Source organism: Bradyrhizobium sp. 14AA (genome assembly GCF_054185205.1).
The window spans coordinates 16,046-40,008 of record NZ_JAVAYM010000005.1; the positions used below are offsets into that span (position 1 = coordinate 16,046).

The 23,963-nt window shown below is 65.5% G+C and carries 22 protein-coding genes; 10 read left to right on the forward strand and 12 right to left on the reverse strand.

What is annotated here, in order from left to right; genetic code table 11:
* Window positions 1–179 precede the first annotated feature (179 nt).
* On the forward strand, window positions 180–482 hold the full coding sequence (locus RAD15_RS11725) for an HU family DNA-binding protein (RefSeq protein ID WP_458177444.1): 303 nt from the start codon (window positions 180–182) through the stop codon (window positions 480–482).
* Window positions 483–553: 71 nt separating this feature from the next.
* Here the strand turns inward: RAD15_RS11725 and RAD15_RS11730 are convergent, their stop codons facing one another.
* From RAD15_RS11730 to RAD15_RS11745, 4 genes are all read right to left on the reverse strand, one after another.
* Window positions 554–709 (reverse strand): hypothetical protein, encoded by a 156-nt coding sequence (locus tag RAD15_RS11730; protein WP_458177446.1) that lies wholly within the window; start codon window positions 707–709, stop codon window positions 554–556.
* A gap of 5 nt (window positions 710–714) precedes the next feature.
* Window positions 715–3,096, reverse strand: coding sequence for an endopeptidase La (gene lon / locus RAD15_RS11735; protein ID WP_458177448.1), 2,382 nt, complete (start codon window positions 3,094–3,096; stop codon window positions 715–717).
* 8 nt (window positions 3,097–3,104) lie between these two features.
* Window positions 3,105–3,488 (reverse strand): Hsp20/alpha crystallin family protein, encoded by a 384-nt coding sequence (locus tag RAD15_RS11740; RefSeq protein WP_092261795.1) that lies wholly within the window; start codon window positions 3,486–3,488, stop codon window positions 3,105–3,107.
* A gap of 184 nt (window positions 3,489–3,672) precedes the next feature.
* Window positions 3,673–4,242, reverse strand: coding sequence for a YciE/YciF ferroxidase family protein (locus tag RAD15_RS11745; RefSeq protein WP_458177450.1), 570 nt, complete (start codon window positions 4,240–4,242; stop codon window positions 3,673–3,675).
* 147 nt (window positions 4,243–4,389) lie between these two features.
* Between RAD15_RS11745 and RAD15_RS11750 the strand changes: the two genes are divergently transcribed.
* The 3 genes from RAD15_RS11750 (at window position 4,390) to RAD15_RS11760 (ending at window position 7,639) form a co-directional block, all read left to right on the forward strand.
* Window positions 4,390–5,016: a MarC family protein gene (locus tag RAD15_RS11750; RefSeq protein WP_458177452.1), complete on the forward strand. Its 627-nt coding sequence runs from the start codon at window positions 4,390–4,392 to the stop codon at window positions 5,014–5,016.
* 169 nt (window positions 5,017–5,185) lie between these two features.
* The gene (locus tag RAD15_RS11755) at window positions 5,186–5,839 is read left to right on the forward strand and encodes an L-fuculose-phosphate aldolase (RefSeq protein ID WP_458177454.1); all 654 of its coding nucleotides are present in this window, start codon (window positions 5,186–5,188) and stop codon (window positions 5,837–5,839) included.
* 12 nt (window positions 5,840–5,851) lie between these two features.
* Complete coding sequence (locus RAD15_RS11760; protein WP_458177456.1) at window positions 5,852–7,639, forward strand: chloride channel protein; 1,788 nt, start codon at window positions 5,852–5,854, stop codon at window positions 7,637–7,639.
* A gap of 46 nt (window positions 7,640–7,685) precedes the next feature.
* Here RAD15_RS11760 and RAD15_RS11765 read toward each other — a convergent pair whose 3' ends face one another.
* Window positions 7,686–7,943, reverse strand: a complete 258-nt coding sequence (locus RAD15_RS11765; protein WP_458177458.1) for a DUF2798 domain-containing protein — start codon at window positions 7,941–7,943, stop codon at window positions 7,686–7,688.
* A gap of 289 nt (window positions 7,944–8,232) precedes the next feature.
* Between RAD15_RS11765 and RAD15_RS11770 the strand changes: the two genes are divergently transcribed.
* The 5 genes from RAD15_RS11770 (at window position 8,233) to uraD (ending at window position 12,455) form a co-directional block, all read left to right on the forward strand.
* On the forward strand, window positions 8,233–8,664 hold the full coding sequence (locus RAD15_RS11770; RefSeq protein WP_458177460.1) for a hypothetical protein: 432 nt from the start codon (window positions 8,233–8,235) through the stop codon (window positions 8,662–8,664).
* Between the two features lie 1,178 nt (window positions 8,665–9,842).
* Entirely contained in the window at window positions 9,843–10,118 is a 276-nt protein-coding gene (locus tag RAD15_RS11775) for a hypothetical protein (RefSeq protein WP_458177462.1), read from the forward strand.
* Between the two features lie 92 nt (window positions 10,119–10,210).
* Window positions 10,211–10,624, forward strand: a complete 414-nt coding sequence (locus RAD15_RS11780) for a DUF3830 family protein (RefSeq protein ID WP_458177464.1) — start codon at window positions 10,211–10,213, stop codon at window positions 10,622–10,624.
* A complete protein-coding gene (gene puuE, locus RAD15_RS11785; protein WP_458177466.1) occupies window positions 10,625–11,560 on the forward strand; it encodes an allantoinase PuuE in 936 nt (311 codons plus the stop codon).
* A 7-nt stretch (window positions 11,561–11,567) separates the two neighbouring features.
* On the forward strand, window positions 11,568–12,455 hold the full coding sequence (gene uraD, locus RAD15_RS11790) for a 2-oxo-4-hydroxy-4-carboxy-5-ureidoimidazoline decarboxylase (RefSeq protein WP_458177468.1): 888 nt from the start codon (window positions 11,568–11,570) through the stop codon (window positions 12,453–12,455).
* Here uraD and RAD15_RS11795 read toward each other — a convergent pair.
* The 3 genes from RAD15_RS11795 to RAD15_RS11805 are packed head-to-tail and all read right to left on the reverse strand — an operon-like array spanning window position 12,452 to window position 17,422.
* Window positions 12,452–13,849 carry a nucleobase:cation symporter-2 family protein gene (locus tag RAD15_RS11795; RefSeq protein WP_458177470.1) on the reverse strand — a complete coding sequence of 466 codons (1,398 nt, stop codon included), beginning with the start codon at window positions 13,847–13,849 and terminating at the stop codon, window positions 12,452–12,454. The two genes, uraD and RAD15_RS11795, sit on opposite strands and share 4 nt — an antisense overlap.
* A gap of 25 nt (window positions 13,850–13,874) precedes the next feature.
* Window positions 13,875–16,598 carry a molybdopterin-dependent oxidoreductase gene (locus tag RAD15_RS11800; protein WP_458177472.1) on the reverse strand — a complete coding sequence of 908 codons (2,724 nt, stop codon included), beginning with the start codon at window positions 16,596–16,598 and terminating at the stop codon, window positions 13,875–13,877.
* Window positions 16,595–17,422 (reverse strand): FAD binding domain-containing protein, encoded by an 828-nt coding sequence (locus tag RAD15_RS11805; protein ID WP_458177474.1) that lies wholly within the window; start codon window positions 17,420–17,422, stop codon window positions 16,595–16,597. The genes RAD15_RS11800 and RAD15_RS11805 overlap by 4 nt, the downstream gene beginning before the upstream one ends.
* Window positions 17,423–17,587: 165 nt before the next feature.
* Between RAD15_RS11805 and RAD15_RS11810 the strand changes: the two genes are divergently transcribed.
* Window positions 17,588–18,937 carry an 8-oxoguanine deaminase gene (locus RAD15_RS11810; RefSeq protein WP_458177476.1) on the forward strand — a complete coding sequence of 450 codons (1,350 nt, stop codon included), beginning with the start codon at window positions 17,588–17,590 and terminating at the stop codon, window positions 18,935–18,937.
* Between the two features lie 109 nt (window positions 18,938–19,046).
* Here the strand turns inward: RAD15_RS11810 and RAD15_RS11815 are convergent, their stop codons facing one another.
* From RAD15_RS11815 to RAD15_RS11830, 4 genes are all read right to left on the reverse strand, one after another.
* Complete coding sequence (locus RAD15_RS11815) at window positions 19,047–20,123, reverse strand: BMP family ABC transporter substrate-binding protein (protein WP_458177478.1); 1,077 nt, start codon at window positions 20,121–20,123, stop codon at window positions 19,047–19,049.
* A gap of 78 nt (window positions 20,124–20,201) precedes the next feature.
* On the reverse strand, window positions 20,202–21,119 hold the full coding sequence (locus RAD15_RS11820) for an ABC transporter permease (protein ID WP_458177480.1): 918 nt from the start codon (window positions 21,117–21,119) through the stop codon (window positions 20,202–20,204).
* Window positions 21,106–22,197 (reverse strand): ABC transporter permease, encoded by a 1,092-nt coding sequence (locus RAD15_RS11825; protein WP_458177482.1) that lies wholly within the window; start codon window positions 22,195–22,197, stop codon window positions 21,106–21,108. The genes RAD15_RS11820 and RAD15_RS11825 overlap by 14 nt, the downstream gene beginning before the upstream one ends.
* Complete coding sequence (locus RAD15_RS11830) at window positions 22,181–23,752, reverse strand: ABC transporter ATP-binding protein (protein ID WP_458177484.1); 1,572 nt, start codon at window positions 23,750–23,752, stop codon at window positions 22,181–22,183. The genes RAD15_RS11825 and RAD15_RS11830 overlap by 17 nt, the downstream gene beginning before the upstream one ends.
* Between the last annotated feature and the right edge of the window lie 211 nt (window positions 23,753–23,963).

Below are 23,963 nucleotides of genomic sequence, written 5' to 3' on the forward strand. Positions count from 1 at the left end.
TTGAAACAAGGCAAAATCCGCTGCCCGAGGCTTCTCCCGCTCAGGAAGTAGCTAAAAAGCAGGGTTTTTTGCCACAGGGGGCCAAAAAGCCCGTAAAACCGCGACAAAACTGTGCAGAAGGCTATAGGCCTTCGCCGGTTGGTCTAATATGCAGCCGTCAACGAATCAGAGGAGACACGATGGCAACCCAAATGTCGAAATCGCAGCTGATCGAAAAGATTGCGACCACCACCGAGCTTTCCAAGCGCGACGTCAAGAACGTCATGGAGACGCTGACCGACGTCGGCCACAAGGAGCTCAAGAAGAACGGCCTGTTCCTGGTGCCGGGCTTCGCCAAGTTCGTGGTCATCAAGAAGCCCGCGACCAAGGCTCGCAAGGGCACCAACCCGTTCACGGGTGAAGAGATGATGTTCAAGGCCAAGCCGGCCCGCAAGATCGTCCGCGCCCGCCCGGTCAAGGCGGCCAAGGACGCCGTGGGCTAACAACGCAAAGGCCCCCTCGATTGGAGGGGGCCTTTTATTTGGGGCAGCCGCGAGGACTTGAGACGGAGGGCTCAACCCTTGCGGCGCTTCACCCGGACCGTAACGGGCTGAAGCCGCGGCCCCGGTGCTGCGAGCGCATCGCGGACACCGTCGATGGCGCGATCGAGCAGCTGGCGCAGCCGCTGCGTCTTCCGCGATCTCCTGGCTTTTTCCAGCAGTTTCTTCATCGTCGTCACTCCGCCGCTTCGACCTTGGCCGCGACCGGCTCGAGCGCCGCGGCGATGGCTTCGTCGACGTGCTCCAGCCAGATGAACTCGAGGTTGTCCCGCGCGCTCTGCGGGATGTCGTCGTAGTCCCGCTTGTTGCGCGCCGGCAGCATCACCCGCTTCAACCCGGCTGCGGCCGCCGCCACCACCTTCTCCTTGATGCCGCCGACCGGCAGCACCAGGCCGCGCAGCGAGATCTCGCCGGTCATCGCGGTGTCGCTGCGCACCGTGCGATGGGTGAGCAGGGACGTCAGCGCCGTGAACATCGCGACGCCCGCGCTCGGTCCGTCCTTCGGGGTTGCGCCCGCGGGGACGTGGACGTGGATGTCGCTCTTCTCGAACAGCTGGGGATCGATGCCGAGCTGCGTGGCTCTGCTCTTCACCAGCGTCATCGCCGCCTGCACGCTCTCGCGCATGACGTCGCCGAGCTGGCCGGTCAGGATCATCCCGCCGCGGCCCGGCACGCGCGAAGCCTCGATGAACAGGATGTCGCCGCCGACCGGCGTCCAGGCAAGGCCGGTGGCCACGCCCGGAATGCTGGTGCGCTGTGCGATCTCGCCCTCGAAGCGCGGCTGGCCGAGCACGATGCCGATGTCCTTCACCCCGACCACGACCTTCGTAGCCGTGCCTTCGGCGACCTGCACCGCCGCATGCCGGAACACCTTGCCGATCTCGCGCTCGAGGTTACGCACGCCGGCCTCGCGGGTGTAGCCCTTGACGACCAGCTTCAGCGCCTCCGGCTCGATCTCGGCCTGCTCGGCCGTCAGGCCGTTGGCCTCCAGCTGCCGCCGCACCAGATAGCGCTTCGCGATCTCCAGCTTTTCCTCTTCGGTGTACCCGGCCAGGCTGATCAGCTCCATGCGGTCCAAGAGCGGACCCGGAATCTGGTCCAGCATGTTGGCGGTCGCGATGAACACCACGCGCGACAGGTCGAAGGGCACGCCCAGATAATTGTCCCGGAACGTCCCGTTCTGCTCGGGGTCGAGCACCTCCAGCATGGCAGCCGAGGGATCGCCCTGCACGCCGCGACCCATCTTGTCGATCTCGTCCAGCATCATGACGCAGTTGCGGCTGCCCGCCTTCTTGATGCCCTGGATGATGTTGCCGGGCAGCGCGCCGATATAGGTGCGGCGGTGACCGCGGATCTCGGCCTCGTCATGCACGCCGCCCAGACTGACGCGCACGAAGGGGCGATCCATCGCGCGTGCGATGGATTGGCCGAGCGAGGTCTTGCCGACGCCGGGCGGGCCGACGAAGCACAGGATCGGCGCCTTGCCCTGCGGGGCGAGCTTGCGCACCGCCAGATATTCGATGATCCGGCTCTTGATCTTCTCTAGGCCAAAGTGATCGGCGTCGAGGATGCGGCGCGCCTCCTTGATGTCGATCGGCTTCTCCGCAGGCAGCGCCCAGGGCAGCTCGATCAGCCAGTCCAGGTAGGTGCGGACCATGCCGGCTTCGCCGGCCGCTTCCGGCATGCGCTCGTAGCGACGCAGCTCCTTCCTGGCGTGCGCGTCCGCCTCAGGCGGCATGTTGGCCTTGGCGATGGCAGCCGTCAGCTCGGCGACCTCGGCCGCCTTGCCGTCGCCTTCGCCGAGCTGGCGCTGGATGGTCGCCATCTGCTCGCGCAGGATCGCCTCGCGCTGCCGCTCGTCGAACGTGGCGCGGGTCTTCTGGCCGATTTCATTGCTGATGCGCAGCACCTCCAGCCGTTCGGCCAGATGCTTCGACACCTTCTCCACGCGCAAGGCGAGGTCGATGGTCTCCAGCACCTCCTGCTTGTCCTGCGGCTTGATGTCCATGAACGAGGTTGCGAGATCCGCCAGCGCGCCGGGCGCCGTGGTGCCCTGGAACATTGCGACCAGCTCGGGCGGGGCCTGCGGCAGCAGCTCGACCGCCTCGATCGCCTGGCGCTGCAGGTTCAGTGCGCGCGCCTCGATCTCCGGCGAGGTCGTGGCCGGCTCGGGAATCTGCTGGATGCGCGCAGCCGGGAACGGCGTCCCCGGCAGGAAGTCGAGGATGCGCGCGCGCTGCACGCCCTGGCAGACGATGTGGTGCGTGCCGTCGGGCGCGGTGATGTAGCGCACGATATTGGCGATGGTCGCGACCCGATAGAGGTCGTCCGGCATGGGATCGTCGACCTCGGGATTGCGCTGCAGGACGATGCCGATCGGCCGCTGCTCGCGGAGCGCCTGTTGCGCCGCCGCGATCGATTTCGGCCGCGCGATCGCGATCGGCCCGATAGCGCCGGGGAACAGCACCATGTCGCGGACGGCGATGATGATCAGTGCGTCTTCGGGGATATTCACGTCAGAATTAGTCTCGGTGTTATTCATCTGTTCGGTGGCCATGATCGACCTCAGGATTTGGCGAGGCGCAGTGCGACGCAGCCGTCCATCACGAAGCGGCTGATGGCGTAGCGGCCAAGGGGCAATGCAATCCGGCGCTCAAAACGCCCCTGCGGCAGCTCGAGCCGGTGGATGCGGGCGTTGCGAAGCTCCGGCGGCAGCGTGCGCTGGCCGGAGACGACGAGCACGCCGTCATGGATCACCGTCTCGACGTTGTCCGGGTTGACGCCGGGAAGCGCGACCAGGATCAGGAGTTCATGCTCGGTTTCGAGCACGTCGATCGGCGGCTCCCAGCAGGCGTCCTGGCGGCCGAACTGCTGGCGCAGCCGTTCGGCGCGGGTCAGCTGGTCCAGCGCTTCGGACAGCATCCAGTCGAGGGGATTTTTGGGTTGCATGGCAAAAACTCGGGGAGGCGCTGCGATTGGAAAACGAGGATATGGGGATGGTTCCCCAAAATTCCAGCATCGCGCGTCCGGAGCATGCCTGTCCCCTCGAACACGAGGAGACCCTTGCGGTCAAACGCTTCGACGCCGCGAAGAAGTTCCGCGGCGTCGGCAATCGTCGGGCGCGACGCGCCGATCAGGCTGCGGCGCGGTACTCGTCCTCCGCTTCGAGATTGATCACCGAGACGGCGAGCTCCGTCAGCGCGTGATCGGTTGCCTCTTCCTCGTCCAGCGTCTCCTGGAGCAGCCTTGCCGCGTCCGGCATGCCGAGCTCCTCGGCCCAGGTCCGCAGCGTGCCGTAGCGGGAAATCTCGTAGTGCTCGACGGACTGCGCCGCGGCGAGCAGGCCGGCGTCGAGGGCAGGGGCGTTCTTGAAATCCTTCATGATCTCGGCGCCCTCGTCGGTAATGCCGTTGATCGCTTCGCAGGGCTTGCCGCGCGCCGGCTTGCCCAGCATCTTGAAAATCTGGTCGAGACGTTTGACCTGGCCCTGCGTCTCGCGCAGGTGCTTGTTGAAGGCTGCCGCCAGATCCTTCGAATGCGCCGCCTTGGCCATCTTCGGCAGTGTCTTGATGATCTTGTTCTCGGCGAAGTAGATGTCCTTCAGCGTCTCCAGGAACAGGTCGCTCAGCATCTTAGGCGCCTGACGCGCGCGGCGCGCCGAGGTCTTTTTCCTGTTCGCACGTTTCTTTGCTCGTTTGGCCATTGGTCCTCCTCTTGAGGCGACACGGGAAGGCATGCCCTTCCTCAATCCTCTCGCGACAAGAGTCGGGGGCGGCAAATGTTCCTCGCGAAGGCCCTCGCGAGCCGCTATGGCTGAACGCCTGAACCACGCCTGCCCGAGATGCCCTCCATGCTCGACTTCGCCCTGTCCGCCTTCGTGACGCTGCTGCTGGTGGTCGATCCGGTCGGCCTTGCGCCCGCCTTCCTGGCCGCGACCGGAGGCATGCCCGACAAGGTCAAGCGAACGATCGCGCTGCGCGCGCCGCTGATCGCGGCTTCGATCCTGGTGGTGATCGCGCTGGTCGGAAACTGGCTGCTCCGCCAGCTCGGGATCGGCATCCCCGCCTTCCAGATCGCCGGTGGGCTGCTGCTGTTCGGCGTGTCCTACCAGATGATCTTCGGCGACCGTCCGCATCGCGAGGCTCGCGAGGCCGACAAGGCGACCTCGGAGCACGCCTCCGATGTTGCGGTGTTCCCCCTGGCCATCCCGATGATGGCCGGCCCCGGCGCGATCGCGACCACGCTGCTGCTGGCGGGCGATGCCGGTTACGGGGCGAGGCTCGCGATCATCATCGCGGTCGTCCTCTCCGTCTGCCTGCTCTGCATGCTGTGCTTCGTCTCAGCTAGCCTGATCGCGCGCACCCTCGGGCGCACCGGAAATGCCGTGCTCTCGCGTGTGCTCGGCATGCTGCTCGCGGCCTATTCGGTGCAGTTCGTGATCAACGGCATAACGGCCGTCCGGGCGAGCCTGCCGTAGGACTGCGACAATCTGTTAATTTGTTGATTTCAGGTCATATTTCGTGGCTCGGCGGAGCCGCCGGCAAGACGGCTCATGATCCGGTCGCTTTCGCTTGCACTGCCATGTTGCTTTGACGTACTCCCGGTCTAACAAACGCCCATCGCCAGAAGGCCGAGGTGATATCGAGATGTCGATGACAGCGGACGAGCTCGCCAAGAGACAGGCCATCATCGACGCCTGCCGCCGCATGAATGCGCTCGGCATCAACCAGGGCACCTCGGGCAATATCAGCCTGCGTCATAATGACGGGCTCCTGGTCACGCCGACCAGCGTGCCCTATGACGCCATGACGCCCGACCAGATCGTGTTCATGGCGATGGACGGCGCGCATGCGCCGCATCAAAGGCCGTCCAGCGAATGGCGCTTCCACCGCGACATCCTCAAGTCGCGGCCCGACGTCAACGCCGTCGTGCACGCCCATCCGGCCTATTGCACCATCCTGGCGATCATGGGCATGGCAATTCCGCCCGTGCATTACATGATCGCGGCCGCCGGCGGCGACAGCATCCGCTGCGCGCCCTATGCCACCTTCGGAACGGAGGAATTGTCCGAACATGCGGTGCGGGCGCTGGAGGGTCGGCTTGCCTGCCTGCTCGACCATCACGGCATGATCGCGATCGGCAAGACGCTGGACAAGGCGATGTGGCTCGCCGTCGAGGTCGAGACGCTGGCGCGGCAATATCACGGCTGCCTCCAGATCGGACAGCCGCCGCTGCTGCCGAGCGACGAGATCGAACGGGTCCGCCAGCGCATGGCCGGCTACGGCCTGTCGGACGGATAGGGCGGGCAGAAGGTGTTCGTGCGGATCAGACATCTCGTCGATCGCAAGGGATCGAACCGCACCATGGTTCGGCTGCGCGCACTGCTGCGCAGCAACGAGTTCTACCTGATCCCGCTGGCTCTGGTGATCGGCACGCTGGCCGGCGCCATCGTGACGCTGATGGCCGAGATCGCGCAGATCGCCCATATGGTGATCTACGGCATCCCCGTCGACGTTCGCCTGTCGGCCAATGCCCGCGTCAGTCCCTGGGCGGCGCTGCTCGCGCCCGCGCTCGGCGGACTGGCGCTCGGCATCATGGAATGGTCGCGGCGGCGGATGAAGATCTCGAACGCGGTCGATCCGATCGAGGCCAACGCGCTGCGCGGCGGCAATCTGTCGATGCGCGACAGCTTGGTGGTGTCGAGCCAGACGCTGATCTCGAACGGCTGCGGCGCCTCGGTCGGCCTCGAGGCCGGCTATACCCAGATCGGCTCGGGCATCGCCTCGCTGCTCGGCAAGTTCTTCAACCTGCGCCGCAACGATCTGCGCCTGATGGTCGGCTGCGGCGCTGCCGCGGCGATCGCGGCGGCGTTCGGTGCGCCGATCACCGGCGCCTTCTACGCCTGCGAGCTCATCGTCGGCGTCTATTCGGTCGGCAGCGCCGCGCCGATCCTGGCGGCTTCGCTGGCGGGCGCCCTGACTGCGCAATGGCTCGGCGGCGCGCCTTATTCGCTGGAAATTCCCAAGGTCAGCGCCGTCGGCGTCGAGCAGTACCTGGCCCTGATCGGGCTCGCTCTCGTCACCAGCGGCGTCGGCATCGCCGTGATGCGGTCGTCGCCGATGTTCGAGCGCCTGTTCGCCTGGCTGCCGATCTGGCTCCGCCCGGTGTTTGGCGGCCTCATCGTCGGCGGTTTTGCGATTCTCACGCCGCAGGTGCTGGCCGCCGGCCACGGCGCCATGGTGCTCGATCTCTTCCACGACATGACGATCGGCCTGATCGCGCTGATCATCGCCTTGAAGGTGACGGCGTGCCTGATCTCGCTCGCCTCGGGTTTCCGCGGCGGACTGTTCTTCGCCTCGCTGTTCGTCGGCAGCCTGATCGGAAAGTTCTTTGCCGCGGTGCTGTTGCTCATCAGCCCGAACTTCGCGATCGATCCGCTGGTGTCGATGCTGACGGGCATGGCGACGCTCGGCGTCGCCATCGTCGGCGGCCCCCTGACGATGTCGTTCCTCGTGCTCGAGATGACCCGCAATGTCGACGTCACCGCCGTGGTGCTGGCCGGCTGCATCGTCACCTCGATCTGCGTCCGCTTCATGTTCGGCCACTCCTTCTCGACCTGGCGCCTGCATCTGCGCGGCGAGACCATCCGCAGCGCCAACGACGTCGGCTGGCTGCGCAACCTCACCGTCGAGCGGCTGATGCGCTCCGACGTCGGCAAGGTGCCGTCGACCACGACGATCGCCGCGGTCCGCAGCGAATTCGCGCTGGGATCGCGGCCGGGAATCGTCATCGTCAACAATGCGGACGAATATATAGGCCTCGTCCTGCTGCCCGATTTGTTCTCCAGCGATCTCGACACCATCGCCGACGACATCCAGGTGATCGAGCTCGCCCGCCTGATCGACATCGTGCTGATCCCGGAAATGAACGTGAAGTCGGCGATGGCGGTGTTCGACGAGGCGGAAGCCGAGATGCTGGCGGTGGTCGATTCCACCGACAGCCGCAAGGTGGTCGGCTTCCTCACCGAGACCTTCGCCCGCCGCCGCTATGTCGAGGAGATCGACAAGGCGACGCGCGGCGTGCTCGGCGCGTTGTCGTAAGATCAGCCATGACGGCGGCGGCTCCGTGCGCCGCCGTCCGCACCGGCTATCGGCCTGGTTGAGCTGGAGAAGCGACGAGGCAGGCCACGATCCGGCGGACCAGTGGCAGCACCATCAGCAGCGTTGGAAACGCGACCGGCCATGACAGCGCCCAGGCGCCCGGCCATGTCGCCAGAAACGCCGGCGTTGCGCCGAGGCTTCGCAGCGTCGAAATGACCGACACCACGGCCGTCATGAGGATGGACAGCACGAATGGCATCACGATCGGCGCGTAGCGCGCCGGCAGTTTGCGAACCGCAATCATCTGATTTCTTTCGAGGAAAAGGACGCGTCGATCACGGTGAACCCTAAAATGGCATCGATCCCGACGACGTCGGTTGATGCGTTGGTTCACGTCAAACGCTTACGCGACCGAAAAACGGCGCGGCTGTTCATTAACCGCTCAGGTTGAGTGGCGCAAGGTGGATCAGGTCGTTCGGTTTACAATCGTTCAAAGCGTGGCAGATCGCCGCGATCATGAAACCTTTTCAGTGGTTTGCGCGTTATTGAGCGTTTGCTTATGTCCTTTTGGGCGAGAACAGAGGATGGTCAAGATGAGTGTTAGACCCATGAATTCCGCATCCGGCCGCACCACGTTGGTGGCCGCATTCGCAAGCCTCGCCCTGGTCGCGGCCTCCGCATCGCCGTCGGCTGCCGCTTCGGCCACGCCGATCCCGAAGGCGGCCGTCGCGGGGCAGGCCGTACCCGGCGTCACCGACTTCAGCGCCGCCAAGCGCCGCTACTATCGCCGCGGACCGAACGGTGCAGCCCTCGCCATCATGGGCGCGGCGACAGGTCTCGCCATCGGAGCCATCGCCGAAAGCCGGCGCCGCGACTACTACGAGAACCAATACTACTACGATCGCGGCGGCCCGTATTATGGCGGCAACGCGTATTACGGCGGCGGCTACCGGCAGCCTTATGCCGGCGGCTGGACCCCGGCCTATCGCCAGGATCCGCGCGTCTGGGGCGATCCGCGCTATTGATAACTGGCGTGTCGTAGCCCGGATGGAGCGAAACGAAATCCGGGACCGCCGTAGCTTGCGGTAAGTCCCCGGATTGCGCTTCGCTCCATCCGGGCTACAGGTGTGACTGCCCGACGGGCAAAACACCTCGAAGGGTGTCAATCCGCCCGTTCGAAAATATTCCACTTTACCGAAATTCGGAAATGGCGTATGTGTCGCCCATCCCGGCTCATCCTTGAGGGGCGATCTTGTGGTCGTCATTTTCGCGAGCCGGGCTTGCGGTGGACGCGGCAGTGTCGGGCGCGAGAGGCTAAGGGCAGGGCGGATTGCTCTCCGTGAGCCCGAGGCTTCGTGCGGATGAGCGGCGCTGTCAGGTTCGTCTCGTCTGTAAGTTTCCGGCTCTGTCGACAGGGTCGGGAAAACTGCGGCGAAATGGCGGGTCGCGCGTACGGCAAAACCGTGTGGTCCTGGCCGTCGTTGCTACGGTCAAGCCCTGGCGAATGCGGCAGTCGCGTCAACCGGCGCGGTGTCGGCGACTTTCGCAGGGGCGAGGGAGGCCAGAAGGAACTCGGCTCCCGGGAGAGCACGGCATAAGCCGTCCGACCATCGCGCAGGGAAGGCCGAGTGATTGGCTACACCTGTATGCTGCTGTGCGGTCTCCTTTGCGCATTATTCGCGCAGCGGACCGCGGGTGCCAGCCGGCACCCGGCCTTCCCTGCGCCCTCTTGGTTTTGGAGGGTGAGAGATGAAGCAAAGCTCGGGCGAAATGCGCCGCGAGGGTGCGAAGGCGTGTTTGCTAACCACATACTCACTGTCATCGCCCGCGAAGGCGGGCGATCAGTACGCCGCGGCGGTTGTGATGGAATCGAGACGGCGGTGATTACTGGTTTCCCCGCCTGCGCGGGGAATGACATCGTCATTCGGCGAACCAGACCATGCCTCATACTCCGTCATTGCGAGCGAAGCGAAGCAATCCAGAATCCCTCCGCGGAGGCACTCTGGATTGCTTCGTCGCAAGGGCTCCTCGCAATGACGGCCTGAAGCAGCGGTGCTTGTCCAGGTCGTCCTGATCACGGCCGCGATCCCGAAAATCGTATGGCACGAGCGTCTAAATATTCGGCACTCTCGCCCGCGACGCCGATGGACTTGCCCGTTGCAATCCGGTTCAATGCCGCGAATTGCTTTCTCAGGCGACAACGATGTCGAGATATCTGCTGGTGCTTCTCCTGATGGCCTCGCCGGCTGCGGCGCAGGTCAAATTGGCTCCCAAAACGTCGGCGGCGCATCCCGATCCCTGCGCGCCGATCGGGCGCACCGCGGACGGCAAGCTGGTCTATTCCATGAAGTGCGAGAATCTGCCCGCACCGCCCCCGCCGCCGCAGGCGGAACTGAAGGAAGCCCCGGCCCCTGCCGCCGAGCCGGAGCCGGAAACCCGGCGGAGCGGCATTTTCGGCTGGTCCTACGACCGCAGGTGATGCGGCCGCGCCCCTTGCGCGAAGCCCGATGGAATGCTTTTTGCCCCAGAAGTTCCCCGTGGGGCCTTTGGCCCCCGATCCAGAGAGATGAGATGAGCAAACTCGTTATCCGCGCCGGCGATTTCACCTTCGATGCCCGTTTCGAGGAGCAAGCCGCGCCCAAGACCGTTGCCGCGTTCCGCAAGGCCCTGCCGTTCGAAAGCCACATCATCCATGTGCGCTGGAGCGGCGAAGCGGTGTGGATGCCGCTCGGCGACCTCGACTTCGGCGTCGGCTACGAGAACCACACCAGCTATCCCGCCCCCGGCCAGATCATCCTCTATCCCGGCGGCATCAGCGAGACCGAGATCCTGCTGGCCTATGGTGGCGTGCACTTCGCGAGCAAGATGGGCCAGCTCGCCGGCAACCACTTCATCACGCTGACCTCGGGCCTGGAGAATCTGGCGGCGCTGGGCAAGAGCGTGCTGTGGAAGGGCGCGCTGCCGATCCGCTTCGAGGAAGTCTGAGTGACCGAACCCCGCTACCCGCGCGATCTCCGCGGTTACGGCCGCAACCCGCCGCACCCGCAATGGCCTGATAATGCGCGGGTCGCGGTGCAGTTCGTCGTCAATTTCGAGGAGGGCGGCGAGAACAACATCCTGCACGGCGATCGCGCCTCCGAAGCCTTCTTGTCCGACGTGCTCGGCGCGCAGCCCTGGCCGGGCCAGCGTCACGCCAATATCGAATCCATGTTCGAATATGGCTCGCGCGCCGGCTTCTGGCGGCTGTGGCGGATGTTCGGCGAACGGAAATGGCCGGCCACCGTGTTCGGCGTCGCCACGGCGCTCGAGCGCAATCCCGACATCGTCGCGGCGATGAAGGAGGCGGGCTGGGACATCGCGAGCCACAGCCTGAAGTGGATCGAGCACAAGGACATGACCGAGGCGCAGGAGCGCACGGAGATCGCGGAAGCGATCCGCGTCCACACCGAGGCGACCGGTTCGCGGCCGCTCGGCTGGTACACCGGGCGCTCCTCGATCAACACCAATCGTCTGCTGATGGAGGAGGGCGGCTTCCTCTATCTCTGCGACTCCTATGCCGACGATCTGCCTTATTGGGTCAAGGGCGCGACCGGCAAGCAGCTGATCATTCCCTACACGCTCGATGCCAACGACATGCGCTTCATCAACCCGCAGGGGTTTGCCGAAGGCGAGCAGTTCTTCACCTATCTGAAGGACGCCTTCGACGTGCTCTATGCGGAGGGCGAAACGGCGCCGAAGATGATGTCGGTCGGCCTGCACTGCCGTCTCGCCGGCCGTCCCGGCCGCGCCGCGGGGCTGATCCGCTTCCTCGACTATATCGGCAAGCACGAGCGCGTCTGGGTGCCGACGCGGCTTCAGATCGCGCAGCACTGGCACGACAAGCACGCGCATCTTGCGGCCGGTGCATTCGAGATCGGGTGAAGGTGTGATGTCGCAGATTTCGCTGTCCGCTCTCAACGCCGCAAGCAAAGCCGATTTCGTTGCCGCGCTCGCCAACGTCGTCGAATATTCGCCCTGGATTGCTGAGAAACTCGCGGACCAGCGGCCATTCGCCGGCGTCAACCAACTGCATGCCGCGCTGATGGCAGCGATCCAAAGTGCCGAGCCCGACGTGCAGCTCGCGCTGATCCGGGCGCATCCGGATCTCGCCAACAAGACCCAGCGCGCCGCGGGCCTGACGGCGGAATCGACCGACGAGCAGAACAGCGCCGGCCTCGACCGGCTGTCGGGCGCCGAATACGCCACCTTCGAGCGCGTCAACAACGCGTATCGTGAGAAGTTCGGCTTCCCCTATATCGTCTGCGTGCGCCGTCACACCAAGGATTCCGTGCTGCGCGACTTCGAGACGCGGTTACGCAATATCGCCAAGACCGAGACGCGGCGCGCGATCGAGGAGATCGGCCGCATCTCCGCGCTGCGGCTCGATCAGCTCGTCGTCGCCGACGACAGGCTGAAAGTGCACGGCCGGCTCTCGACGCACGTGCTGGACAACCATGCCGGCAAGCCTGCGGCGGGCATCCCGGTCGAGCTTGTCGAGCTCGCAAATCTCGGCGAGAGCCGCGTGATCGCGCGCGCCGTCACCAACGACGACGGCCGCACCGACCAGCCGTTGATCGGCGGCCGGCCGCTGCCGATCGGCCGCTACGAGCTCAGATTCAGCATCGGCAAGTATTACGCCGAGCGCAACGTGCCGCTGTCAGACCCGCCGTTCCTCGACGAGATCCCGTTGCGCTTCGCGATCAGCGAGCCGGAAGGCCACTATCACGTGCCGCTGCTGGTCACGCCGTGGAGCTATTCGACCTATCGCGGCAGCTAAACATGCTGCGCCGACGCTGCCGCTGAGGCTGCATCGGTCTCCGCCGCAGCGCCGCCGCTCAGTCCGTTGAAGAAGGCGTTGAGCAGCACCGAGACAATGGCGCAGAGCAGGATGCCCGATTCCAGCAGTGGCTGGAGGTCGTGCGGCAGATTCCGGAAGAAGCCGGGCGCGGCGAGCGGGATCAGGCCGAAGCCGATCGAGATCGCGACGATGAAGAGATTGTAGCGGTTGTTGCGAAAGTCGACCGAGGTGAGGATGCGCGCGCCCGTTGCCGCAACCATGCCGAACATCACGAGGCCCGCGCCGCCGAGCACGACCAGCGGCACCGCCTCGACCAGCGCGGCGAGCTTGGGCAGGAGGCCGAGCACCAGCATGATACAGCCGCCCGTCACGGTGACCCAGCGCGAACGCACGCCGGTGACCGAGACGAGGCCGACATTCTGCGAGAACGAAGTGTAGGGAAACGTATTGAAGATGCCGCCGAGCAGCGTGCCGACGCCGTCGGCGCGCAAGCCCCGGCTCAGGGCCTCGCGGTCGACCGCCTTGCCGGTGATGTCGCCGAGCGCGAGGAACATGCCGAGCGACTCGATCATCACCACGATCATGACGACGCACATGGTGATGACGGGTACCAGATGGAATTGCGGCATGCCGAAGCGGAAGGGGATCACGATCGCGCCCCAGGAGGCCGCCGCGACCTTGTCGAAATGCATGACGCCCAGAATGCTCGCGAGCACGGCGCCGGCGATGATGCCGAGCAGCACCGAGACGTTGGCGAGGAAGCCGGAGCCCCATTTGATCAGGCCGAGGATGAACAGCAGCACGAACAGCGAGATGCCGAGGCCTTGTAATTGCCCATAGGCCGGATTGGGAAAGCTGCCGGGAATGCCGTCGACCATCTTCGTCAGCGTCGGCAGGCCGCCGCCGGCCCAGTTGATGCCGACCCGCATCAGGGAGATGCCGATGATGAGAATGATGCTGCCGGTGACGACGGGCGGAAACAACGGCAGCAGCCGACTGACGAACGGCGCTGCGATGATGCCGAACAAGCCGGCGGCGATGACGGAGCCATAGATGCCGAGCAGGCCGATGTCGGGCGCAGCCGCCATCGACAGCATCGGACCGACGGAGGCGAACGTCACGCCCATCATCACCGGCAGGCGGATGCCGACGCCGGGGAAGCCGAGGCACTGCACCAGCGTCGCCAGTCCGCAGGCGAACAGATCGGCGCTGATCAGGAAGGCGACGTCCTCCGGCGGCAGCTTCAGCGCCCGCCCGATGATCAGGGGCACCGCGACCGCGCCGGCATACATCACCAGCACGTGCTGCAGGCCCAGCGCCAACAGGCGCGGGACCGGCAAGACCTCGTCGACGGGATGAACTTCGCTGGTCATGGATGGAGCCCCCCAAGACATGTGCCTAGCCGAACTTCTCGAACAGCGCCGGAAACAGCCGGTCCGGCTTGAAGGGCGGTGCGGTGAAGCGGATGCCGGTGGCATCCGCAATCGCGTTGCCGAGCGCGGCGGCGACCGGATTGTACGGACTCTCGCTCATCGACTTCGCGCCCAGCGGTCCGATCGTGTCGGACGTCTCGGCGAAGAACACCTCGGTGCGCGGGACGTCTGCGAAGGAAGGCAAATGGTAGTCGCGGAATTTCGGGTTGGTGACGCGCCCGGTCGCATCGATCACCATCTCCTCGTAGAGCGCCGCCCCGAGCGCCTGCGCCACGCCGCCCTCGACCTGGCCGCGGCACTGCATGGGATTGGCGACGACGCCAGCGTCCGCCGCCTGCACGCTCTTGAGGATCCTGAGCTCGCCGGTGCCCTTGTTCACGGCGACGCGAAACCCCTGCACGTTGAAGCCGACCGAGCGCGGCGTTCCCTCGGAATTGCCGTGGCCTGCGAACGGCTCGCCGCGTTCGCGCGCGAGCTTTGCCAGCTCGGCAAACGGCATGCGCCGGACGCCGCTGACAACGGCATTGTCTTCGAGCACGCAGGATCCTACGTCACAGAGCCACGCGCCGGCGGCGGCGACCTTCAATTCGGTCTCAAGCTGCATGGCCGCCGCATGCGTCGCCTTGCCGGCGACGAAGGTGCCCGCGCTACCATACGCGCCGGTGTCGTGGCCGCCATGGGCGGTGTCGGACTGGCGCAGATGGATGCGATCGACGGTGGTCGCGAGCGTCGTCGCCGCGATCTGGCGGTGCACGGTGCTGGTGCCGTTGCCGAACTCCGCCGTGCCCACGGTGAGATCGAATCCGCCGTCCTCGTTGAGCGCGATCATCGCGTCGGCGATGTGGCCGGCCGGCGGCACGGTGTCGATCATGGTCAGCGCGACGCCGTCACCGATCAGCCATTCCGGCGACAAGTCCGGCTGCGGCCCATCGGCCTGCATCGCGCGCTCGACGAGGTCGAGGCATTGGTCGAGCCCGTAGGAGCCGTAGAGCACGTCGTGAAATTCGGACGGCGGCGGCGACAGCATGGGGTCGCCTGTCTTGACGACGTTGCGCCGGCGCATCTCGTAAGGGCTGATGCCGAGCTGCCGCGCCAGCTCGTCGATCGCGGCCTCGATCGCGATCTGTGTCTGCGGCAGGCCATAGCCGCGAAACGCGCCCGCCGGCACCGTGTTGGTGTAGACGGCGTAGCCGTCGACCCGCTTGTTCGGGCAATTGTAGACGGCGATCGACTCCGACAGCGAGTGGAACATCACGGGGCCGGCGTGATTGCCATAGGCGCCGGTGTTGGAGAGCACGTCGAGCTGGAGCGCGGTGAGCTTGCCATCGGCATCGGCGCCGGCCTTGATGTGGACCCGCATCGGGTGCCGCGTCGAGGTCGCGATGAACTGCTCCTCGCGGGTCAGCTCCAGCTTCACCGGCCGTCCGGTCTTCAGCGCGGCGAGCGCCAGGATGTCCTCGACGAACATCTCCTGCTTGCCGCCAAAGCCGCCTCCGACTCGCTCGCAGAACACGCGGACCTTGTCCATGGGAAGCTCGAAGATGTCCGACAGCGCGCGCCGGGTCAGGAACGGCACTTGCGTCGAGGTGCGGACATTCAGCACACCTGCGGCATCGAGCCAGGCAAGGCCGCCATGGGTCTCGAGCGCCGCATGTTGCACGCGATGGCTGTGGAAGGTGGCCTCGTAGGTGACGGCGGACGTGGCGAGTGCCGCCGCGACGTCGCCGAATTCGCCATGCGTCTCCGCGACGAGGTTGCGCTGGGCGTCAGCGACGCGATTTTCGATGGTGCGGTCTGGATGAACGAGGGGCGCGCCCGGCGCCATCGCCTGCTCCGGATCGATCAGTGCTGGCAGAACCTCATAGCTCACCTTCAGCCGGCGGCAGGCCTCCTCGGCGGCGGCTTCGCTCTCGGCGACGACGGCGGCGACCTTCTGGCCGATGAAGCGGACGACGTCGTCGAGGATGCGGGTATCCTCCGGGTCCATCCAGTCCTTCTCATGCCGCGCGGTCGAGATCAGGACCGATGGTGCGTCTTCATGCGTCAGCGCCGCGTGCACGCCCGGAACGTTCAGCGCGTCCGACTTGTCGATCGCGACGATCTTCGCGTGGGCGTGAGGCGAGCGCAGCAGCTTGATGTGCAGCAGGCCCTCGATCTCAGTGTCGAACGTGTAGCGGGCCTTGCCGCGGACCACGTCGGGGCCGGCGGGCGCCGGCAGGCTGCGGCCGAATGCGGCGCCAGCCTCGACGCTCTCCTCGACATTGGACTTGCCGAGCAGCGCATCCTCGATCGAACGATAGCCGGTGCAGCGGCAGATGTTGCCCTTCAGTGCCGCGCCGAGATCGGTGCGCTGCGCCTGGTTCAGCGAGGCGCAGGTCAGGATCATGCCGGCGGTGCAAAAGCCGCATTGGAAGCCTTGTGCGTCGAGGAAGGCCTGCTGCATCGGATGCGCGCCGTGGTCGCGGCCAAGGCCTTCGATCGTGGTCACAGCGCGTCCCTCGGCGCGGAACGCCGGGATCAGGCAGCTATGCACCGGCTCGCCGTCGAGCAGCACGGTGCAGGCGCCGCAATCGCCGGCATCGCAACCCTTCTTCACGCCGAAATGGCCGAGCTCGCGCAGGAACGTGCGCAGGCATTGCCCGGCGCGCGGCTCCTGCGGAAACGCCTTGCCGTTGACCTCGAAGCTCATGACGGCCGCGCTCCCAGGAGTTCGTCGCGAATCTCTTCGGCGAGCCGCAGCGTCATGTGCTTGCGCCAGAGCGGCTTGCCGTGGATGTCGGTGTGGTACAGATTATCGCTGATCTGCTGCATGATCGCCGCGCGCAGCGCGCTCGCGTCCGGGGCCTTGGGAAAGGATAGCCGGATCGGCCGCACCGTCGATGCAGTGACCGTGAGCGTCAGCGTGTCATCGGCATCGAGACTGCCGATCAGAAGCGCCGCCGAGCGGCCGACCGGCGCCAGCGAGATCTGGCGAAACGCGGAGCGGCGCTTCAGTGCGGCAATCGGGATGTCGATCTGCCGCAGCAGGTCGCCGGGCGTCAGGTGGTTGCGCTGGTTCCCGATGACGAAGTCGATCACCGGAATCTTCTGTTCACCCCCGCCGGCCTTCCAGATGGTGCAGACGCCATCGAGCGCCGCGGTGAGCGAGATCATCGGTCCCGCCGGCAGCGACATGCAGAGATTGCCGCCGACGGTCGCGGTCTTCCAGATCTTGAACGAGGCAAGGAAGGCGCGGCAGCACTGGTTGATCAGCGGTGCCGCGAGCCAGTCGGAGGGGCAGGCGAGACCATCGAGTTGCGCGATGGTGCAGGTGGCGGCGATGCCGAGATGGCTTTCGGTGATCGTCAGCGCCGGCCATTTCAGATCGGCGAGATCGATCAGCCGTGTCAGGTGCGTTTGCGGTTCCGAGAACAGCCAGGTGCCGCCTGCGAGCCAAGCATCACCTGGCGTCCAAACGGGCAGCTGCGCGCGCGTTTGTGGATGGGCGACCGCTGTGATGGTATTCAAGTCCATGGCTGCGCCAACGCTTCCGCCGGGTGAATCGTACGAGAGAAAGTGTTGCAAGACCGGAGCCAAGTGGCAACAACAAGTCGCAACAACAAGTCGCGGCAAGAACGCGATCGGGCTGGCCTCTGCCTTGCAGGCCTGTCCTCGGCGGATGTGAGGAGAAGCGGGATCATGAGCGTCGCAAAACCGATCTGGATCAGGGATCCGCTGGCGATCCTCGCCGACGGCGCCGAGCGCGGGGTCGTGGTGAAGGATGGCCGGATCATCGAGCTCGTGCCGGCCGGCGGAACGCCTGTGACCGCGGATGTTACGGTGTTCGATGCGGCAGAACATGTCGTGCTGCCCGGCCTCATCAACACCCACCACCATTTTTACCAGACGCTGACGCGGGCGCTGCCGGCGGCGATGGACCGCGAGCTGTTTCCCTGGCTCCAGGCGCTCTACCCGGTGTGGGCGAAGCTGACGCCGGAAGCGCTCGAGCTCGGCGTCACCGTGGCGATGTCCGAGCTGCTGCTGTCGGGCTGCACCACCACGACGGATCATCACTACGTGTTTCCGGCGGGACTTGAAGAGTCGGTCGATATCGAGGTTGGCGTCGCAAAGCGACTTGGCGCGCGGGTGCTGCTCACGCGCGGCTCGATGAACCTGTCGCAGCGCGACGGCGGCCTGCCGCCGGACAGCGTCGTCCAGGACGAGGACACGATCCTCGCCGACAGCGCGCGCGTGGTCGCAAAGCATCATCAGCGCGGGGCGGATGCGATGGTGCAGATCGCGCTGGCGCCATGCTCGCCGTTCTCGGTGACGACGTCGTTGATGCGCGCCACCGCCGATCTCGCCGAAAAGCTCGACGTGCGCCTGCACACCCATCTCGCCGAGACCGAGGACGAAAACAAATTCTGCCAAGAGATGTATGGCTGCCGTCCGCTCGACTATCTCGAGCAATGCGGCTGGCTCAATGCGCGGACCTGGCTCGCCCATGGAATCTTCTTCAACGCGGACGAGATGAAGCGGCTCGGCAAGGCCAGGACGACGATCAGCCATTGCGCGTGCAGCAACCAGCTGCTGGCGTCCGGCTGTTGCCCGGTGTGCGAGATGGAGGAGGCCGGCGTGGGGATCGGCATCGGTGTCGACGGCTCGGCCTCGAACGACGGATCGAACCTGATGCAGGAGGTGCGCGCCGCCTTCCTGTTGCAACGGGCACGCTACGGTGTGGCGAAGGTCAGCCACAAGGACGCGCTACGCTGGGCCACCAAGGGATCGGCGGCGTGTGTTGGCCGGCCGGAACTCGGGGAAATCGCCGTCGGCAAGGCGGCCGATCTTGCGCTGTTCAAGTTGGACGAGCTGCGCTTCTCAGGCCACGGCGATCCGCTGGCCGCGGTGGTCCTCTGCGGGGCGCACCGGGCCGACCGGGTCATGGTGGCGGGAAAATGGGCGGTGATCGATGGCGCGATCCCGGGACTGGACGTCGCCGATCTCATTCGCCGCCATAGCTCCACGGCGCGGGCGATGCAGGCGGGATAATCCAGGCAAAATAAAAAGAGGGGGCGACCACAAGTGCCGGGTGCTTCTGGCCACCCCCTCCGAACCTCCTCCGGGAGGAGCAGGTGATTAGGACAATGCAAGAAGCGTGCTACTTGCCCGGCAGCTTGTCGTCGATGCCCTTGACGTAGAAATTCATGCCGAGGATCTGGCCGTCAGCGAGATTGGCGCCGCCCTTGCACTCGACCTCCTTGCCGTCCTGCCCAATCACCGGGCATTTGAACGGATGCAGCTTGCCCGCGGTGATTGCGGCCTGGGCATCCTCGGCCATCTTCTTCACGTCGTCGGGCATGTTGGTGTAGGGCGCCATCGCGAACATGTGGCTGTCGAGGCCGCCCCAGGTGTCTTCGGACTTCCAGGTTCCGGCGAGCTCGGCCTTGACGCGCTCGATGTAGTAGGGGCCCCAGGTGTCGAGGATCGACGTCAGCTGGGTCTTCGGCCCGAACTTGATCATCTCGGAATCCTGGCCGAAGGCGAGCTTGCCGCGTTCGCTGGCGATCTGCATCGCCGCCGGCGAGTCCGTGTGCTGCATGATGACGTCGGCGCCCTGGTCGATCAGCGCCTTGGCGGCGTCGGCTTCCTTGCCCGGATCGAACCAGGTGTTGGCCCAGATGATCTTGACCTTGATGTTCGGGTTGATGGTCTGCGCCGCCAGGATCGTCGCGTTGATGCCGGAGACGACCTCCGGAATCGGGAACGAGCCGATATAGCCGAGCACGCCGGACTTCGACATCTTGGCCGCGATCAGGCCCTGGATGTAGCGGCCCTGGTACCATTTGGCCGAATAGGTCGACATGTTCTTGTCGCGCTTGTAGCCGGTCGAGTGCTCGAAATGCACGTTCGGATACTTCTTGGCGACCTTCAGCGTCGGATCCATGTAGCCGAACGAGGTCGTGAAGATCAGCTTGTTGCCGGCGCGGACGAGCTGTTCGATGGCGCGCTCGGCGTCGGGACCCTCAGGCACGTTTTCGAGATAGGTGGTCTCGATCTTGTCGCCCAATTCCTTCACCAGCGCCTGTCGGCCGACGTCGTGCTGGTAGGTCCAGCCGAGGTCTCCGATCGGACCCAAATAGATGAAGCCGACTTTCAGCTTGTCGGCGGCGGAGGCTGCGCTGACGCTCCCGGCAAGCAGAAAGCCGGCAGCCAGCGCAAGAAGTGATTTCCTCATCATCAATCTCCAAACATCAGGGGAAAGCCACGATCCACGACGTACGCGCCCCATCGCGCATGCCGCGGAAATGAAAACTCAGCGATCAGGCACGAACACGGTGCCGAGCGCGGCCGGGGCGGTCGATCCGCCGGTGCGCGCGCGGGAGAGCAGGACCAGGACGATGACGGTCGCAAGGTAAGGCAGCGCCGACATGAACTGCGAGGGAATGCCGACGCCCCAGCCTTGCGCGTGCAGTTGCAGGATCGTCACCGCGCCGAACAGATAGGCGCCGACCACGAGCCGGCCCGGCCGCCAGGACGAGAACACCACCAGCGCCAGCGCGATCCAGCCGCGGCCCGCGGTCATGCCGGGAATGAAGAACGGCGTATAGGCGAGCGGCAGATAGGCGCCCGCAAGCCCGGCGCAGGCGCCGCCGAACATCACGGCGAAGGTGCGGATGCGCAGCACGGGATAGCCGAGCGCATGCGCAGAGACGTGGTTGTCGCCGCAGGCGCGCAGGATCAACCCCGCCCTTGTGCGGTACAGGAACCACCAGACGCCGATGATCAGCGCGATGGAGAAATAGACGAAGCCATCCTCGCCGAACAGCACGCGGCCGATCAGGGGAATATCGGTGAGGCCGGGGATGTGGAGATGCACTGCCGGCGTGATGCGCTCGCCGACAAAGCCGGCGCCGATCAGGCCGGAGAGCCCGATGCCGAGGATGGTCAGCGCAAGGCCGGTTGCGACCTGGTTGACGGCGAGCCCGAGCGCCATCAACGCGAACACCAGCGACATCAGCATTCCCGCGACGATGCCGAACAGCGCGCCGATGAAGATCGAGCCGGTCAGCCATGCGCCGCCAAAGCCGCAGGCCGCGCCGACGATCATCATGCCCTCGACGCCGAGATTGAGTACGCCCGAGCGCTCGGTCACGAGTTCGCCGGTCGCCGCGATCAGCAGCGGCGTCGATGCAGCGAGCACTGCCAGGATGATGGCTTCAACGAGTTCCACTGGCCACCTGTCGGTTCGGGAAGACCAGCTTGAAGCGGTAGAGAATGAGGGAATCGCAGGCGAGCACGTAGAACAACAGAATGCCCTGAAAAACCTTGGTGACATCCAACGGGATCTTCATCGCGATCTGCGCCTGCTCGCCGCCGATAAAGGTCAATGCGAGGAAAAGGCCTGCAATTAATATTCCAAGCGGGTTAAGTCGGCCGAGGAAGGCGACGATGATCGCGGTAAAGCCGTAGCCCGGCGAGATGCCGGGCTGGAGATGTCCGACGGGACCGGCGACCTCGATGATGCCGGCAAGGCCCGCGAGCGCACCTGAGACCGCAAAGGTCAAGATGATCAGCTGGTTGGCGTTGAAGCCGCCGAACCGTGCCGCGCGCGGCGCGGCGCCGACCACGCGGATCTCGAAACCCTTGATGGTTCGCCCGAGCAGGATCGCTGCCGCAGCGACGACGAGCAGGGCGATGATCGAGCCGAGGTGCAGCCGGCCGCCTTCGATCAAGAGCGGCACGGTCGCCACTGGATCGAACTCGGCCGTGGTCGGGAAATTGAAGCCGTGTGGGTCGCGCCAGGGTCCGCGCACGAGATAGTCGAGGAAGAGATCCGCGACATAGACCAGCATCAGGCTGGTCAGGATCTCGCTGGCACCGAACTTCACCTTGCAGATCGCCGGGATCATTGCATAGAGCGCGCCCGCGGCGGCCGCGAGCACGAACATGGCCGGCAGCACCCAGACGCCGGCGTCGGTGCCCTGCGTCTTCACCGCGATCCAGCTGCCGGCGACTGCGCCGATCAGGAATTGCCCCTCGGCGCCGATGTTCCAGGCATTGGCGAGATAGCAGAGCGACAGGCCGATCGCGATCATCACCAGCGGCGTCGCCTTCACCGCGATCTCCTGCAGCGAATAACCGTCGGTCAGAGGCGCGATGAAATAGGCGTGCAGGGCCAGCAGAGGATTCTTGCCGAGGATCGCGAACAGGATGACCATGGTCACGATCGTGAGGCCGATCGCGATCAAGGGAGAGACCAGCGCGATCGTATTGGAGCGCTCGGCGCGCTTCTCAAGCACCAACTGCATGCGCGATCTCCTTTGGCTCGAGGCTGCTGCCGCCCATGAGAAGGCCGAGCTTTTCGCGGCTCGCTTCACTTGTTGCGAGCGGCGCGGAGAGCCGGCCGTGGAACATCACGGCGATGCGGTCGGCGATCTCGGCGAGCTCGTCGAGGTCCTGGCTGGTCACGAGAACGGCAGCGCCTGCGGTCGCGAGATCGAGCAGGGCCTGACGGATCACGGCGGCGGCGCCGGCATCGACGCCCCAGGTCGGCTGGCTCACCACCAGCACCGCGGGGTTACGCAGGATCTCGCGCCCCACGATGAATTTCTGCAGATTGCCGCCGGAGAGGGATGCTGCTTCCGGATCGCGCTTGGCCTTGCGGACGTCGAACGTCTCGGTGGCGCGATCGACCGTCTTCAGCGTGGCGGCGGTGTCGATGAAGCCGTGGTTGACCATGCCGCTGGCCGCGTGGCCGGTGAGCAGCGCGTTCTCCGACAGCTTCATGCGCGGCGCGGTGCCATGACCGAGCCGCTCCTCCGGAACGAAGGCCGCGCCCAGCTTGCGCCGCTGCGTGATCGACAGGTGGCCGGCGGCGATGCCTTCGATCACCACCGTGCCCGGGTCCTTCGCGAGACGTTCGCCGGACAGCGCGGCGAAGAGCTCGTCCTGGCCGTTGCCGGCGACGCCGGCGATGCCGAGGATCTCGCCGCCCTTCAATTCGAATGAGATGTGCTCGAGCCGCACGCCATGCGACTCGCCCGGCGCCAGCGAAAGATCATTGACGACAAGCCGCGGTACGGTGGTCTTCCGGCCGGCCGCCGCCTTCACTTCCTTGATCTCGCCGCCGACCATCATGCGCGCAAGCGAGGCGGCGGTCTCGAGCCTGGGATTGCAGGTCTCGACCTTCTTGCCGCCGCGCAGGATCGTGGCGGTGTCGCAGAGGCGCTTCACCTCCTCCAGCTTATGGCTGATATAGAGGATCGCGCGGCCTTCGGCCTTGAGCCGCTCCAGCACGATGAAGAGCTGATCGGCCTCCTGCGGCGTCAGCACCGCGGTGGGTTCGTCCAGGATCAGGAATTTCGGATCCTGCATCAGGGCGCGGACGATCTCGATGCGCTGGCGCTCGCCGACGGAGAGTTGCCAGACTTCGCGCTTGGGATCGAGAGGCAGTCCGTAGGTCTTCGAGACCTGCTCCAGCCGCGCCGACATGTCCTTGAAGGATTCCTTGCCGTCGAGGCCGAGCGCGACGTTCTCGGCGACGGTGAGATTGTCGAACAGCGAGAAATGCTGGAACACCATGCCGATGCCGCGGCTGCGCGCTTCCGACGGGCCCGACAGTACGATTCGTTCGCCCTGCCAGCGCATCTCGCCGGCGCTGGGCTGGATCAGCCCGTAGATCGCCTTCACCAGCGTCGATTTGCCGGCCCCGTTCTCCCCGAGCAGTGCGTGGATCTCCTTCGGCCAGATGTCGATATCGATGGAGTCGTTGGCGAGGAAATCCCCATAGCGTTTGGTGAGCCCGACCGTCTGAAGCAGCGGGGACTCGCCGGAATGCAGGCCGTTAGGCGTTGGATCTAACATTCGCTGATGCGCTTGCATGGGGTGAAGTGCCTCAATAGTGGGCTAGTTTGAACCGCCGCGTAAGGTGTGAAAAAGCGTCATCCCTTGCTCAACGCTTCGGCAGGCGGCCGGCTGTCGGCAAGTATCTCCTCCCGCCGGCCGACGATGATCCGTCGCCGGTATTCGGGAGCGCTCTCGCCGCGTGACGCCTGTTGCAAATTTGTGACGATCC

Excerpts from the sequence above, each read along its gene's own strand:
- RAD15_RS11830 (WP_458177484.1), bottom strand. The coding sequence starts at position 23,752 with ATGTTAGATCCAACGCCTAACGGCCTGCATTCCGGCGAGTCCCCGCTG.
- RAD15_RS11780 (WP_458177464.1), top strand. The coding sequence starts at position 10,211 with ATGAGCAAACTCGTTATCCGCGCCGGCGATTTCACCTTCGATGCCCGT.
- RAD15_RS11750 (WP_458177452.1), top strand. The coding sequence starts at position 4,390 with ATGCTCGACTTCGCCCTGTCCGCCTTCGTGACGCTGCTGCTGGTGGTC.
- RAD15_RS11730 (WP_458177446.1), bottom strand. The coding sequence starts at position 709 with ATGAAGAAACTGCTGGAAAAAGCCAGGAGATCGCGGAAGACGCAGCGG.
- RAD15_RS11745 (WP_458177450.1), bottom strand. The coding sequence starts at position 4,242 with ATGGCCAAACGAGCAAAGAAACGTGCGAACAGGAAAAAGACCTCGGCG.
- lon (WP_458177448.1), bottom strand. The coding sequence starts at position 3,096 with ATGGCCACCGAACAGATGAATAACACCGAGACTAATTCTGACGTGAAT.
- RAD15_RS11725 (WP_458177444.1), top strand. The coding sequence starts at position 180 with ATGGCAACCCAAATGTCGAAATCGCAGCTGATCGAAAAGATTGCGACC.
- RAD15_RS11805 (WP_458177474.1), bottom strand. The coding sequence starts at position 17,422 with ATGGACTTGAATACCATCACAGCGGTCGCCCATCCACAAACGCGCGCG.
- uraD (WP_458177468.1), top strand. The coding sequence starts at position 11,568 with ATGTCGCAGATTTCGCTGTCCGCTCTCAACGCCGCAAGCAAAGCCGAT.
- RAD15_RS11765 (WP_458177458.1), bottom strand. The coding sequence starts at position 7,943 with ATGATTGCGGTTCGCAAACTGCCGGCGCGCTACGCGCCGATCGTGATG.
- RAD15_RS11810 (WP_458177476.1), top strand. The coding sequence starts at position 17,588 with ATGAGCGTCGCAAAACCGATCTGGATCAGGGATCCGCTGGCGATCCTC.
- RAD15_RS11770 (WP_458177460.1), top strand. The coding sequence starts at position 8,233 with ATGAGTGTTAGACCCATGAATTCCGCATCCGGCCGCACCACGTTGGTG.
- RAD15_RS11755 (WP_458177454.1), top strand. The coding sequence starts at position 5,186 with ATGTCGATGACAGCGGACGAGCTCGCCAAGAGACAGGCCATCATCGAC.
- RAD15_RS11775 (WP_458177462.1), top strand. The coding sequence starts at position 9,843 with ATGTCGAGATATCTGCTGGTGCTTCTCCTGATGGCCTCGCCGGCTGCG.
- RAD15_RS11825 (WP_458177482.1), bottom strand. The coding sequence starts at position 22,197 with ATGCAGTTGGTGCTTGAGAAGCGCGCCGAGCGCTCCAATACGATCGCG.
- RAD15_RS11795 (WP_458177470.1), bottom strand. The coding sequence starts at position 13,849 with ATGACCAGCGAAGTTCATCCCGTCGACGAGGTCTTGCCGGTCCCGCGC.
- RAD15_RS11740 (WP_092261795.1), bottom strand. The coding sequence starts at position 3,488 with ATGCAACCCAAAAATCCCCTCGACTGGATGCTGTCCGAAGCGCTGGAC.
- RAD15_RS11800 (WP_458177472.1), bottom strand. The coding sequence starts at position 16,598 with ATGAGCTTCGAGGTCAACGGCAAGGCGTTTCCGCAGGAGCCGCGCGCC.
- RAD15_RS11815 (WP_458177478.1), bottom strand. The coding sequence starts at position 20,123 with ATGAGGAAATCACTTCTTGCGCTGGCTGCCGGCTTTCTGCTTGCCGGG.